Here is a 12,746-nt window from a genome sequence, read left to right on the forward strand (position 1 = left end):
GCCCCTTCCAGAATCCTTCCCCCCAAGAGGTCCCCATGATCACGGAGCAGGTCCGCAAGGCACGTCAGAAGCTGGTGCTGAACCACTTCCACGACGAGGTGAAGCAGGACTGGGACGCCGTCCTCGCCACGTTCCCGCACCCGCACTACGAGCTGATCTCCACCCTGACGGTGCACGACGGCCACGGCGCGGTGCGCGACTACTACCGCCAGACCCGCGTCGCGTTCCCGGACCAGCACCATGAGATCATCGCGCTACGACACAGCGACGACGCCGTCATCGTCGAGTTCTGGCTGATGGGCACCCACCTGGGCCCGCTCGGGCAGATTCCCCCCACGGGCAACCGCTTCCGCGTGCGGATGTCGGCCTACTTCATCTTCGACGAGACGGAGACGCTGGTCTGCGAGCGCGTCTACTTCGACACGCTCAGCATCCTCAAGCAGCTCATCGGCGGACTCGACATGAAGAACCCGAAGAACTGGCTCCTCGCCGTCCGCTGCCTCAAGGGCGTCCTGGCGATGTCCGGGGACAAGCCGGTGCCCTCCCTGACCGAAACCCGGCCCCCCGTCTTCACCGACTGACGGCCCCCGCCGCGCCCAGGCGGCCAGGCAACCCCACCGCTTTCGCTTGTGCCCGCGCACCCTGGCCCGTAGGTTGCGGGGAGATATATGGGCTCCCATTCAAATCAGGCCCCGCCGCCCGCCGGGGTCTCCGGCGAGGTGCGCGCGGCCATGGACGGCTTGCGCCAGTTGGTGCGGCTGCTGCGGGTCTCCGCGCGCGCCTCCGAGCGGCAGGTGGGCATCAGCGGCGCGCAGCTCTTCGTCCTCCAGGAGCTGGCGGAGGCCGGCCCCTGCTCCATCAACACGCTCGCGGAGCGCACGCTCACGCACCAGAGCAGCGTGTCCGTGGTCGTGACGAAGCTCATCGAACAGGGGCTGGTGCGCCGCAGCCGCTCCCCCCAGGACGGCCGCCGCGTGGAGGTGGCGCTGGAGCCCCGGGGGCGGACGCTGTTGCGCAAGGCGCCCCCCATGGCCCAGGCACGGCTCATCTCCGGGCTGCGGGGGCTGGAGCCCTCCGTGCGCGCGGGCCTGGTGCGGGGGCTGGAGGCGTGGGCGCACGCGCTGGGGTCCGACGGGAACGCCGCCCCGCTCTTCTTCGAAGAAGACGAACCTTCGCGCCCATCGCGGCGCCGCAAACAGCAGGAGCCGCCCGATGAAGAAACCTGACGTGGAGCGCATCGAGGAGGCCCTGGGCGAGGGGCCGGAGGCCCGCGTCGGGCTCCCCGTGGCCCCTTCGATGGGGCCCGCGCTCGCCAGCCTGCGCACGCCCGGCGTCCCCGTGTCGGTGGACTCCCGGACGGTGTTCATCAGCGGCCTGGCGGTGGTGCTCGCCGTCGTCGCGGCGCTGGTCGCGCAGGCGCTGGGCGCGCTCATCCACTTCTTCACCCACCTGGCCTACTTCGGGCGGCTGTCCGTGGAGCCGGTGTCCCCCGCGGACAACACCCTGGGGCTCTACGCGATGTTCGTCCCCGTGGCGGGCGCCATCGTGGTGGGGCTGATGGCGCGCTACGGCTCGCGGGCCATCCGGGGCCACGGCATCCCGGAGGCCATGGAGCAGGTGCTCTTCAACCAGAGCCGCATCCCGCCCCGGATGACGCTGCTCAAGCCGCTGTCGGCGGCGATCGCCATCGGCACGGGCGGCCCGTTCGGCGCGGAGGGCCCCATCATCGCCACCGGCGGCGCGTTGGGTTCGCTGCTGGGCCAGGGGCTCCACGTCACGGCCGACGAGCGCAAGGCGCTGCTGGCCGCCGGCGCCGCCGCGGGCATGGCCGCCACGTTCGGCGCGCCGGTGTCCGCCGTGCTGCTGGCCGTGGAGCTGCTCCTGTTCGAGTTCAAGCCCCGCTCCGTCATCCCCGTGGCCCTGGCCACCGCCACCGCCACCGGCGTGCGCATCGCCTTCATGGGGGGAGCGCCCGCGTTCGTCATCCCGGAGCTGACGTCGCCTTCAGGCAGCGCGCTCGCGTTCTACGGGGTGCTGGGGCTCCTCATGGGCGGGGCCTCCGTGCTGTGCACGCGCGCGGTGTACTGGCTGGAGGACGCCTTCGAGAAGCTGCCCCTGCACTGGATGTGGTGGCCCGCGCTGGGCGGCATCGTCGTGGGCGTGGTGGGGTGGCTGTCCCCGCGCACGCTGGGCGTGGGCTACACCAACATCGAGGACATCCTGTCCGGCCACTTCGTGGGGACGGCCATGCTCGTCTTCTGCGCGCTCAAGTTCATCTCGTGGTCCGTCGCGCTGGGCAGCGGCACGTCGGGCGGGACGCTGGCGCCCCTCTTCACGCTCGGCGGAGGGCTGGGCTCCGGCCTGGGCCTGCTGGCCACGCAGCTGTTCCCCAGCCTGGGCGTGGACGTGCGCGTGGCGGCGCTGGTGGGCATGGCCGCGCTCTTCGCGGGAGCGTCACGCGCGCTCCTGACGTCGGTGGTGTTCGCCTTTGAAACGACGCGGCAGCCGCTGGGGCTGCTGCCGCTGCTCGCCGGCTGCGCGGCGTCCTACCTGGTGTCCGCGCTGCTCATGCGGCACTCCATCATGACGGAGAAGCTGGCCCGGCGCGGAGGCCGCATCCCCACGGAGCTGGGCGCGGATGCGCTGGGTCAGGCGCTGGTGCGCGACCATGGCCTCAAGCCCGTGGTGACGCTCCAGGCGGAGGCCTCCCTGGACGGGGTACGCGCCTGGCTCGCGTCGGACGCGGCGGAGGCCCGCCACCAGGGCTTCCCCATCGTCTCCGCGGCGGGCGTGCTCCTGGGCGTCGTCACGCGGAGGGACCTGCTGGACGGACGGGAGGGCGCGGGCCGGAGGATGGTGGACCTGGTGAAGCGTCCGCCCGCGGTGGTGTTCGACGACAGCTCCCTGCGCGAGGCGGCGGACCTGATGACGGACGAAGGCGTGGGCCGCCTGCCCGTGGTCCGGCGCGAGCAGCCCCTGCGCGTCGTGGGCATCCTCACCCGCAGCGACCTGCTCGCCGGCCACCGGCAGCGCCTGTCCAACGCCCGCACGCGGGAGCGGGGCCTGGGCGCGCCACGCCCCGCCGTCTGACGGGAGCCCCCCTCTGGGCGGCCCCTGTCGTACGGGGAGCAGGCCGGCTCAGCCGGCGGCGCCGGGCTCGAAGCGCGCGAGGAAGACCTTGTACTGGAGCGAGACGAAGAGCGGACGCGGCGCCACCAGCCCTGCCTGGGCGAACATCGCGAACAGGGCGGCATCCGACTCGATGGGCTGCATCGCCGCGAGGTGCTGGCGCATCCGATCCAGCTTCTCCTGGGGGATGCCATACGCCCGCAGCCGCCGCAGCTCCACGTTCGTCAGCTCGGGGTCCATGCCGACGCGGCACCCCAGGACGAGGGGCGCTCCGGGCTTGAGCCGCCGGGTCACCTCGCGCAGCAGCTCGATGCGGGCCTCCTCGCCGTCCACGTGGTGCAGGACCCCCATCAACTGCGCGCCGTCGAACGGGGGGCCGGCAGGCAGGGTGCGCAGCTCGCCCGCGTGCAGGTGCGTGCGCGAACTCAGCCCCTCGGCCGCCAGGCGCTCGCGGGCGACGGCGAGCATCGCTTCGGAGGGCTCCACGCCCGTGAAGCGCCAGCCCGGCACGTTGAAGCGGGTGTAGGGCAGCAGCTCCGCGCCCGTGCCCAGCCCCACGAAGAGCAGCGACGCCGCGTCCTGGCCGTCGAGCCGGGCCGTCAGCGCGCTGACGCCAAGTTCGTATGCGGCCTGCACGCCGGCGAGGCTGATGGCCGCCTGGGCGTCGTAGTGGGGCGCGCGGTCGGCGCCAAAGCCCGTCATGCTGCCATGGACGGAGGAGGCGGAGTGTTCGTGGGCCATGACGTGTCCTCGGAAAAGGCCTGCCAGGAGCGGGCGATGAAACCCGAGGATGCGTCTGGACTTCGACGAATGGGAGGGCGGGGATTCAGGCCGCATCGGCGGATGTTTCGATTCCACCGCTCCTCGCGCCGCCCGACGGTGCAGGCCAAGGGTTCGGGACTTCACGCTGAAGCCTCCCACCAGCCTCCGCGTTTGATTCCGAAGCTAGACTGTCCGTATGGCCATCAGGCACCGCGTCTATCTTGTCCCGGGCTTCTTCGGCTTCACCCAGATGGGTGACAAGGAAACGGAGCGGATCGCCTATTTCCAGCACGTCCCCGGCTTCCTCCAGCGGCGGTTCAAGGAGCGCGGCATCAACGCGGAGGTGCATGCCGTGGCCTCCTCCCCGACGTCCGGGCTGGAGGCGCGCGCACGCGACATCTGGCGGGAGATGGCCCGGACCGCGAGCGCGGACGACGCGCAGCTCCACCTCGTCGGGCACTCCACGGGCGGGCTGGATGCGCGCGGCGTCGTGTCGCTCCGCATGGCCGCGGAGGCTCCGGACTTCGTGAAGCGCGTGCGCTCCGTGGTGACGATCGCCACCCCGCATCACGGCACACCGCTGGCGAGCTTCTTCCACCAGGGCGGCGTGGGGAAGACGCTGCTGCGCTACCTGTGGCTCTTCACCTTCCTCACCCTGCACCGCAAGGCCATGCCCCTCAGGGCCGCCGTGCTCCAGGCGTGCTACTGGCTGGTGCTGGCGGGTGAGCAGGCAAAGCTCCCGCCCAACCTCTTCAATCAAATTGCCCGGCTGACCGCGGACCTCTCCGACGCCGAGCGCGAGGAACTCCTCCGGTTCTTCGGCCCGATGGGAGAGGACCAGAGGCTCATCGAGGACCTCACGCCGCGAAGGGTGCGGGCCTTCAACGCGGACACCGGGGACCGGGAGGGCGTGCGCTACGGCTGCATCGTCACGGGCGCGCCACCGCCCAATCTGGCCCTGCGCGTGCTGCTCTCCCCGGACGCGCTCCTCTACGGCATCTTCTCCTTCCTGTATGGAAAGAGCGCGCCCCTCTCCCGGGAGCTCCAGGTCCCCGAGCGCACGGCGGCGCAGACCCAGGCCCTCCAGGAAGCCTTCGGCGAGAAGTTCGAGGCGTGGAGCGACGGCATTGTCCCCAGCCGCTCACAGGTCTGGGGAAAGGTGATCCACGTCGCGTCCGCGGACCACCTGGACGTCATGGGCCACTTCGACCAGCCCCCGGGCTACGTCAGTTGGCTGAAGTCGGGCTCCCGCTTCCAGGAGCCACAGTTCCACGCCGCGTGGGAGCGGGTGCTCGACTTCACGGTGCAGGGCTGAGGGCTCTCACCGTGCGGGGCGCGGCCCGGGTGGCCATGCGTCAGTACGCGACGGTCGCGGTATAGGCGAAGTGGTCGGAGCCGAACTTCTCCAGCCGCTCGGCGGGGCCGGTGCCGATGCCCACGCGGACGTAGATCTGGTCGATGGGCACGCCGTCGACCCCCGCCGTGCGCAGGTGGTTCATCCCGGGGATGTCCTGGGACAGCGCGCGGTTGAAGTCGCCTACCAGGACGACGGGGAGGCCCCGGCCGTGAAGGTCGGCGACGACCTCGCGCACCACGGCGTTGTGCGTCCGCCAGCGCTCCTGACGCTCGGGGTGCGCCCCATTCCAGGCGCCGGAGATGTAGTGGGTGTTGATGAAGGCCAGCTTCGCGCCGGTCTCCTTGTTCTTCACCACCACCCAGTTCACGAAGCGCGAAGGCGTCACCCCGGCCTCACCGCCGTGCGTGAGGCGAGACCCGTCACCGGTCTTCTCGTACTTGTTCTTGCGCCACGAGATGGCAATGGAGTTGCGGGCGTCGAGCCGGTTCTCGCCGGGCCGGAAGTGCTCGTAGGCAGTGAGCGCTTCGAGCTTGGAGTGCGCCTCGGCGGAGTCCACCTCCTGCCAGCCGATGATGTCCGCGAGCGGCTTGAGCGTCCCCTGCCCGTGCAGGACGTTGTGGGTCGCGACCGTGGTCGTCGTGACCGCGAGCGCGGCGTCCTGCTCCGACGTGGCGGGCAGGAGCCCCAGGGAAAGCAGAAGACTGAGGACGGCGGATGACAGGAGCTTGAGCATGGTTGCCTCGGTTCTTGGGACAGACGCATCCCGGCACATCAAGGAAAACCAGCATTATATCATGACGCACCTCCAGGCTCGCAGGCTCGCGGAGCGTTCACGGCTGGAGCACGGCGTGTGCTACCGCCCGCCGCTGGAGCGCGAGGTCAACCGGCTCCAGACCTTCGCGAGCTGTACGGCTGACGACGCGATGCGGTGGAGGCCGCGGATGGACAATTGCAGCGAGCCTTCACCGCGTCCGCCTGAATCTCCCCGCGCGGCAGGCAGGGATTGCGTCCGCCACTCGGACGCGGCGACGCTGCGCGGCCATGGAATCCAAGCGGCTGATGCGGATTGGCGTGGTGGGTGGCGGAGCCATGGGGTGCGGCATCGCGCTCGAGCTCGCCATCGCGGGCAGGCAGGTGGTGCTCTTCAACACGCGCGCGGACAGCAGTGAGCGCGCGAAGGCGAGGCTGGAGCGGGACGCGGCGCTGCTGGTGGAGACGGGGCTCCTGCCGCCTGAGCAGCGGGAAGCCGCGCTGGGGCGCATCCGGCGCACCACGGTGCTGGCCGAGGCCGTCGTGGATCAGGACCTGGTCCTGGAGTCGGTGCCGGAGGACCTGGCGCTCAAGCAGGACGTCTTCCGTCAAATGGACGCGCTCGCGGCGCCGGACACCGTGCTCGCCTCCAACACCACGGCGTTGAGCGTGACGGCGCTGGCCCGGGACTGCACCCGGCCGGAGCGCGTCCTCAGCGCGCACTACTACCTGCCGGCGCACCTGATCCCCCTGGTGGACGTCATCCCCGGGGAGAAGACGTCCCCCGACGTCGTGGAGACCGTGCGGCGGTTCCTGGAGGAGGTGGGCAAGGCGCCGGTGGTGTTCGCGAAGGACGTGCCGGGCTCGGTGGGCCCCCGCCTGCTGCAAGCGCTCATCGGCGAGGGCATCCGGCTGGTGCAGGAAGGCGTCGCCACGCCGGAGATGGTGGACCGCGTGCTCACCCAGGGAATCGGGCGGCGCTTCGGCGTGTCCGGCGTCTTCGACCGCTTGGACCTCGCGGGGTTGGATCTCGTCACCGGCGTCATGCGCAACGCCGGGCGTCCGGTGCCCCCGGTGCTGGCGCAGAAGGTGGAGCGCGGCGAGCTGGGCTTGAAGACGGGCCAGGGCTTCTACACCTGGACCCCGGACGCCACCGCCGCGTTCGAGGAGCGCGTCGCCCGCGGCCTCATCACCCAGTTGCGTGAGGACCGGGCCGAGGGCCGCCTCCGCAACCCCACGTCGGAGACGCCGGAATGACGCCGGAGCTCGTGCTGATGGATCCGGGCGTGCTGTCGGACTTCCTCGCGGACGCCCAGCGGGAGTACGCGGCGTGCACCCCGGAGCTGCCCCCCCGGAGCTGGGCGGTGCTGCTGGGGCGCTTCGTCGACGACGCGATGAAGGTGGAGCGCGTCCGCTTCGCCGCCAACATCCGCGAGACGGACGACTCCGTGCTCCAGGAGTTCGACGCCACCATCATCCCCCGCTTCGGCGCCTGCTACGCCAATGGCAGGCGCGGCTACTGGTGCGAGCCCCGGGAGCTGCTGCGCATCACCGCCGAGGCCGAGGCGGCCGGGCTGGAGGTGCTCGGCTCCATCCACCTGCACCCGGACTGGCACCGCATCGGCCCGCCCCACGAGCGCGGCCTGCGCGTGAGCCAGGAGCCCACGCCCATGGACCGGCACCTGTTCCACGGCGCTGGCTGGCCGCTCAACATGATCCTCTACCTGGAGCGACGCGAGGGCCGGCTCTACCACGCGCTCGGAGCCTGGTCCGCGCCCTCCGAACCCGACGCCGGCTGCCGCCCCCTGGCCCTGCGCTTCGGCACCCCGGAGCCCGATGCCAGCGCCCCCGGGGCCCTGCGTCACGCATCGCAGCCACGGCGATGACGCGCCCCTGACGCAACTGCGCGACACAGCGCGCGATAACTCCGCCTGCGGAATGAATTCCCATTCTTTCAGACCTTGGAGTTTTCGTGAGCACCCCGACGTGGCTGCGCCAGTTGGCGCTTCATCTTGTCGTTCCCTGCACGCTCGTCGCGTGTGGCGGCCCCGAGTTCTCGGACGCGGAGGTCCCCGTCACCGTCCATGAGGCCCCCCAGGGCCTCGCCACGGACGTGACGGTGTCCTTCCAGCGGGGTGTGTCACCGTCGTCGAGCTACGCGGGCGTCTCCGATGCGTGGCTCCAGGAGGGCCTGCCGTCCACCAATGCGGGCGGGGACACCCTGCTGCGGATGGACCGCGACTACCCGGCGGCCAGCGGCAAGAGCGCCAACGCCCTGCTGCGCTTCGACGTGCGCGCCATCCCCGTGGGCGCGACGGTGCGCTCCGTCAAGCTGACGGTCAACGTGACGAACCGGACGAGCGGAGAGGGCTTCTTCCTCTACGCCGCGGGCCGGGACTGGACCGAGGCGCAGGCCACCTGGGCCCGGGCAACGTCGACGAGCACCTGGAGCACGCCGGGCGCGCGCGGCGCGGCGGACAGGGGCACGGGCGTGCTGGGGACGCTCCTGCCCGCCGTCACGGGCCCCCACACCGTGACGTTTGGCGCGGCGGGCATCGCCGCGGTCCAGGCGTGGGTGGACGACCCCGCGACCAACCGTGGCTTCGTGCTGGATGCCAACACGAACATGGACGGGCTGGACCTGGCGTCCTCCGAGGCGGCCACCGCCGCGCAGCGTCCGCAGCTGACCGTCACCTACACGCCCGGCTTCGTCCACCCGGGGCTCCACGTCTCCAAGGCCCAGCTCGACTTCGTGCGGGCGAAGATTGGCGCGGGCGCGCAGCCGTGGCTCGCCCAGTTCAACAAGGCGGCTGGCGGCGCGTATGCGAACACGGCCTGGACGCCGAAGCCCGTCGCGACCATGCGGTGTGGCAACGGCGGCAGCACGGTGAACATCGGCTGCACCGATTCCCGGCAGGACGCGCTGCACGCCTATACGCTCTCGCTCCTCTGGTATCACACGCGTGAGCAGCGCTACGCGGACGCGGCCCTCCGCATCCTCGACGCGTACGCGGACACGCTCCAGACCATCCTCTTCATCCAGGGTGACAACAGCACGTACAACGGCCCGCTCCAGGCGGCCTGGCTCGCGGAGCTGTTCCCCCGCTCGGCGGAGATCCTCCGCTACAGCGGCGCGGGCTGGACCGAGGAGAAGGCCGTCAGGTTCGGCGACATGCTGAAGCGCGCGGTGCTCCCCCGCATCACCAACGGCTGGCAGGGGGGAGGCTCCAACTGGAACAACTCCATGACGAACGGCGTGATGAACATCGCCGTCTACACGAATGACAAGGCGCTCTTCGAGCAGTCGCTCGGCATGTGGCGCCAGCGCGTGCGGGAGACCTACCACCTGGCGAGTGACGGTGCGGCGCCCATCTCCGCCCCGGACCAGCGCAACGCGGACGGGAGCTGGAAGAGCGGCTCGCTGCTCAGCAGCTGGCGCGGCCAGACCGAGTTCGGCACCGCGCGTGTGAATGGCATCTCCATGGAGGCGTGCCGGGACTTCGGCCATGCGACGATGTCGATTGCCTCCATCTCGCAGGCGGCGGAGACGGCGCTCCTCCAGGGCGTGGACCTCTACGCCGAACAAGAGGCACGGCTCATCGCGAGCGCCGAGTTCATGGCCCGGTTCCTGGTGCCCCATGCCCCGGACAAGAACGCCCAGCTCACCATCCCCGTCGACTCCTGGCTGTGCCCGCGCAGGAGCGAGGCCGTGACGAAGAACGGCCAGCCCGTGCCCAACAACACCATGGAGATGCAGATCCTCCCGAGCTGGGAGATCCTCTTCAATCACTACGTGACGCGAAAGGGCCGCTCCATGCCGTCGACGGGCGCGCTGCTCCCACGCGTGCGCGCGGGCGGCTCGTTCACGGACCTGCAGATCTCCTGGGAGACGCTCACGCACGCGGGCGTGGGCTCCGTGGGGCTGTAGCCACAAATCACCCAGGCGTCCGCGCGGTACGTGCCCACCCAGTCGGAGGAAGTCCCCATGAGCATCCGAAGTCTTGCAGCCGTGATTGGCTTTGTGCTGTCCGCATGTTCCACGGGAGCGGTGGACGGGTTCGCGAACCCGGAAGGGCTCGCCGGAGAGCAGCAGTCGCTCGAAGCGGGCGAAGTCTCTCTCTTCCTGGACTCGTCCCTCCCCACCATCCCGATGGACAGTGATACCGGCGCGGTGGAGCTGGGGATGAAGTTCCGCGTATCCGTCGCGGGCACCGTCCGCGGCGTGCGCTTCTACAAGGGCGGCGCCCAGAACGCCGGCCCGCACCGCGTGAGCCTGTGGAGCCGGGGGGGCGCGAAGCTCGCGGAGGCGACCTCCACGAGCGAGACGGCGACGGGCTGGCAGACGGTGCGCTTTGCCGCCCCCATCAACGTCAGCGCGGGAACGACCTACGTCGTGTCGTACTACGCCTCGGCCGGGCGGTACGGCGCCACCGTGGGGGGCTTCAACACGGAGAAGTCGCGAGGCCCCATCCGGGGGCTCGCGTCGGGCGCGGACGGGGTGAACGGCGTCTACCGCTACGGTGGCGGGTTCCCGACGCAGGGCTATCAGAACACCGACTACGCAGTGGACGTGGTCTTCCTCCCGAGCGGCACCGAGCCTCCGCCGGTGGACCCCCAGGCGCCGGGGGTCCCTCCGGGGCTCGTCGCGTCCGCGGCGTCCGCGAGCGCCATCCACCTCAACTGGGGCGCCGCCACGGACAACGTCGGCGTCACCGCCTACGACGTCTTCCGCGATGGCGTGAAGGTCGCGTCCACCGCGAGCCGCACCTACGCGGACACCGGGCTCGTCGCGGCCACGGCCTACGGCTACTTCGTGAAGGCGCGCGATGCCGCGGGAAACGTGAGCGCCGCTTCGAGCACCGTCACGGCGACGACGCACGCCAACCCACCGTCCGGAGGCTTTCCGAATGCGAGCAACACGGGCGTACCAGCGGGAACGCAGCTCACGCCCTACACCGGCCCGTGCACCCTCACCGTGGCCAACACGGTCATCGACTCCAAGACCGTGAATTGCGACCTCACCATCCGCGCGGCGGGCGTCGTCATCCGCAACTCGAAGATCAACGGCAGCGTCGCCACCGATGAGAACTCCACCGGCTTCTCCTTCACCCTCACCGACTCCCACGTCGACGCGGGGGATCGCATCGTCACGGGAGTGGGCGCCGTGAACTTCACCGCCGTCCGCGTGCATGTGGAGGGCGGCAATCGCTCCATGCACTGCTGGCACGACTGCGAGATCCGCGACTCCTACGTCCACGGCCAGATGACGGACGAGACGGGGACCGCGCACGAGTCCGGCATCCGGATGGGCCGCAACGTCACCCTGCGACACAACACCATCGTCTGCGACGCGCCGGACGTGCCGCCCGACGCGGGCTGCTCCGCGGCCCTCACCGGCTACGGCGACTTCGCCCCGGTGGAGAACAACCTGGTGGAGAACAACTACTTCCCGGGCACGACGGGCGGCTTCTGCGCCTATGGCGGTTCGTCCCAGGGCAAGCCGTACTCCGGCGCGACGAACAACATCCGCTTCATCGGCAACGTCTTCGGGCGCGGTGCGAGCGGACGCTGTGGCTACTACGGGGCCATCACCAGCTTCGACACCTCGGAGCCAGGCAACGTCTGGTCCAACAACACCTGGGAGGACGGGACGGTCCTCCCACCCTCGAACTAACAGGCCGCCAAGCGGGCTCCATCGTGTCGCCTGATGGAGCCCCGCCGCGCCGGGGGCGCTACGTCTTCGCGAGCGTCGAGAGGACCTTCGACCAGCGCTCCCGCATCGCCTCGCGGGCCTCCGCGTCCGGCAGGTTCTCCATGTGCACGGTGAGGGAGACGCCGCGCGGCTTGGGCACCAGCGCGAACTGCAACGTCGCCGGCTTCTTCCAGCCGTCCGGCTGCCACGTCATGCGGATGCGATTGCCGGGCTTCACCACGCGGACCTTTCCGCGCACGGCTGGGGCCCCGCGACGCTTGGGGACCTCATATTCCGTCCCCGGCTCCAGCTTCAGCGCCGTGCCCAGCCAGCGCTCCGGCTGCGTCGTTATCCACGCCCACAGCTCCGCGGCGGTCATCGGCAGCGTGCGCACCACGCCCACCTGGAAGCCCGTGGCGGCGGTCTCGCCCACCACCCGCTTGCCACGCGCCTGCTCATACGCCACGGAGATCGACTGCTGCCACCAGGATGACTCGACCTCCTGGGCCAGATGCGCGACGAGCTGCTTGTGGCTCAGTTCGGTGGCGCCGGCCTTGTCCAGCACGCGCATCCAGGCCTTCCAGTCACGCCCGGTGGCCTCCTTCACGGCGGCGTCCGTCACGCGGTCGGTGATGAGCGCCTTCTTCTTCGCGGCCGCGGGCTTCTTCGCCTTCGTGGCGATCTCCGCGAGCCGCACCTGCACCAGCCGCTTCACCAGCTTCGCCGGCAATGGTTCGTCTGGCGGGAAGGTGACGCCGCTCTTCGACGTGACGTACCCCTCCAGCTCCGCCTTCAGCACCGGCACCACGCCTCCGCTGAAGGGGTAGTAGCCGCAGTGGGTCTTGAAGAACGCGAAGCCCGCCACGGCGTTCCCGTCGACCTTGAAGGTGGGCATCTGGTAGCTGATGGACTCCGTGGCGCCTGGGAGCAGCTTGCGAAGCTGCATCCGCAGTGCACCCAGCGTCTTTCGCGCCGCCGGGTTCGTCAGCTTCGCCAGATAGGCATCCACCGGATCCGGTACTCGCTTCTTTGTCGCCATGGTCTTCGGCCCCCCCG

Annotated in this window: 11 protein-coding genes; 8 read left to right on the plus strand and 3 right to left on the minus strand. The window is 70.6% G+C overall.

The genetic code is table 11. The annotated features are described in order from the left end of the window. The first annotated feature begins 35 nt into the window (after positions 1-35). The 3 genes from OV207_RS13525 to OV207_RS13535 all read left to right on the plus strand — a co-directional run bounded on the left by OV207_RS13525 (position 36) and on the right by OV207_RS13535 (position 3,090). Complete coding sequence (locus OV207_RS13525; protein WP_267555622.1) at positions 36-581, plus strand: ester cyclase; 546 nt, start codon at positions 36-38, stop codon at positions 579-581. Positions 582-668: 87 nt separating this feature from the next. After that, positions 669-1,226, plus strand: a complete 558-nt coding sequence (locus OV207_RS13530) for a MarR family winged helix-turn-helix transcriptional regulator (protein ID WP_267555624.1) — start codon at positions 669-671, stop codon at positions 1,224-1,226. After that, positions 1,213-3,090, plus strand: a complete 1,878-nt coding sequence (locus OV207_RS13535; protein WP_267555626.1) for a chloride channel protein — start codon at positions 1,213-1,215, stop codon at positions 3,088-3,090. Before OV207_RS13530 ends, OV207_RS13535 begins: the two co-directional genes overlap by 14 nt. Positions 3,091-3,138: 48 nt before the next feature. Here OV207_RS13535 and OV207_RS13540 read toward each other — a convergent pair whose 3' ends face one another. Beyond that, positions 3,139-3,870, minus strand: coding sequence for a methyltransferase (locus OV207_RS13540; protein WP_267555628.1), 732 nt, complete (start codon positions 3,868-3,870; stop codon positions 3,139-3,141). Between the two features lie 217 nt (positions 3,871-4,087). Between OV207_RS13540 and OV207_RS13545 the strand changes: the two genes are divergently transcribed. Further along, positions 4,088-5,206 (plus strand): esterase/lipase family protein, encoded by a 1,119-nt coding sequence (locus OV207_RS13545; protein WP_193430048.1) that lies wholly within the window; start codon positions 4,088-4,090, stop codon positions 5,204-5,206. 40 nt (positions 5,207-5,246) lie between these two features. Here the strand turns inward: OV207_RS13545 and OV207_RS13550 are convergent, their stop codons facing one another. After that, a complete protein-coding gene (locus tag OV207_RS13550) occupies positions 5,247-5,981 on the minus strand; it encodes an endonuclease/exonuclease/phosphatase family protein (RefSeq protein ID WP_267555631.1) in 735 nt (244 codons plus the stop codon). A 308-nt stretch (positions 5,982-6,289) separates the two neighbouring features. Between OV207_RS13550 and OV207_RS13555 the strand changes: the two genes are divergently transcribed. The 4 genes from OV207_RS13555 (at position 6,290) to OV207_RS13570 (ending at position 11,672) form a co-directional block, all read left to right on the plus strand. Further along, a complete protein-coding gene (locus OV207_RS13555) occupies positions 6,290-7,255 on the plus strand; it encodes a 3-hydroxyacyl-CoA dehydrogenase family protein (RefSeq protein ID WP_267555633.1) in 966 nt (321 codons plus the stop codon). Next, positions 7,252-7,884, plus strand: a complete 633-nt coding sequence (locus OV207_RS13560; RefSeq protein WP_267555635.1) for a hypothetical protein — start codon at positions 7,252-7,254, stop codon at positions 7,882-7,884. The genes OV207_RS13555 and OV207_RS13560 overlap by 4 nt, the downstream gene beginning before the upstream one ends. 86 nt (positions 7,885-7,970) lie before the next feature. Beyond that, the gene (locus OV207_RS13565) at positions 7,971-9,926 is read left to right on the plus strand and encodes a DNRLRE domain-containing protein (RefSeq protein ID WP_267555636.1); all 1,956 of its coding nucleotides are present in this window, start codon (positions 7,971-7,973) and stop codon (positions 9,924-9,926) included. 57 nt (positions 9,927-9,983) lie between these two features. Further along, positions 9,984-11,672 carry a DUF4082 domain-containing protein gene (locus OV207_RS13570; RefSeq protein ID WP_267555637.1) on the plus strand — a complete coding sequence of 563 codons (1,689 nt, stop codon included), beginning with the start codon at positions 9,984-9,986 and terminating at the stop codon, positions 11,670-11,672. Positions 11,673-11,730: 58 nt separating this feature from the next. Here the strand turns inward: OV207_RS13570 and OV207_RS13575 are convergent, their stop codons facing one another. Beyond that, a complete protein-coding gene (locus tag OV207_RS13575; protein ID WP_267555638.1) occupies positions 11,731-12,729 on the minus strand; it encodes an SRPBCC domain-containing protein in 999 nt (332 codons plus the stop codon). Between the last annotated feature and the right edge of the window lie 17 nt (positions 12,730-12,746).

The organism is Corallococcus sp. BB11-1, from assembly GCF_026626625.1.
GTDB classification, from domain to species: Bacteria; Myxococcota; Myxococcia; order Myxococcales; family Myxococcaceae; genus Corallococcus; species Corallococcus soli.

What these genes read in the sequence shown, in the direction of transcription:
- OV207_RS13560 (WP_267555635.1), top strand. Translation starts at nt 7,252, where the DNA reads ATGACGCCGGAGCTCGTGCTGATGGATCCGGGCGTGCTGTCGGACTTC.
- OV207_RS13550 (WP_267555631.1), bottom strand. Translation starts at nt 5,981, where the DNA reads ATGCTCAAGCTCCTGTCATCCGCCGTCCTCAGTCTTCTGCTTTCCCTG.
- OV207_RS13525 (WP_267555622.1), top strand. Translation starts at nt 36, where the DNA reads ATGATCACGGAGCAGGTCCGCAAGGCACGTCAGAAGCTGGTGCTGAAC.
- OV207_RS13570 (WP_267555637.1), top strand. Translation starts at nt 9,984, where the DNA reads ATGAGCATCCGAAGTCTTGCAGCCGTGATTGGCTTTGTGCTGTCCGCA.
- OV207_RS13555 (WP_267555633.1), top strand. Translation starts at nt 6,290, where the DNA reads ATGGAATCCAAGCGGCTGATGCGGATTGGCGTGGTGGGTGGCGGAGCC.
- OV207_RS13575 (WP_267555638.1), bottom strand. Translation starts at nt 12,729, where the DNA reads ATGGCGACAAAGAAGCGAGTACCGGATCCGGTGGATGCCTATCTGGCG.
- OV207_RS13545 (WP_193430048.1), top strand. Translation starts at nt 4,088, where the DNA reads ATGGCCATCAGGCACCGCGTCTATCTTGTCCCGGGCTTCTTCGGCTTC.
- OV207_RS13540 (WP_267555628.1), bottom strand. Translation starts at nt 3,870, where the DNA reads ATGGCCCACGAACACTCCGCCTCCTCCGTCCATGGCAGCATGACGGGC.
- OV207_RS13530 (WP_267555624.1), top strand. Translation starts at nt 669, where the DNA reads ATGGGCTCCCATTCAAATCAGGCCCCGCCGCCCGCCGGGGTCTCCGGC.
- OV207_RS13535 (WP_267555626.1), top strand. Translation starts at nt 1,213, where the DNA reads ATGAAGAAACCTGACGTGGAGCGCATCGAGGAGGCCCTGGGCGAGGGG.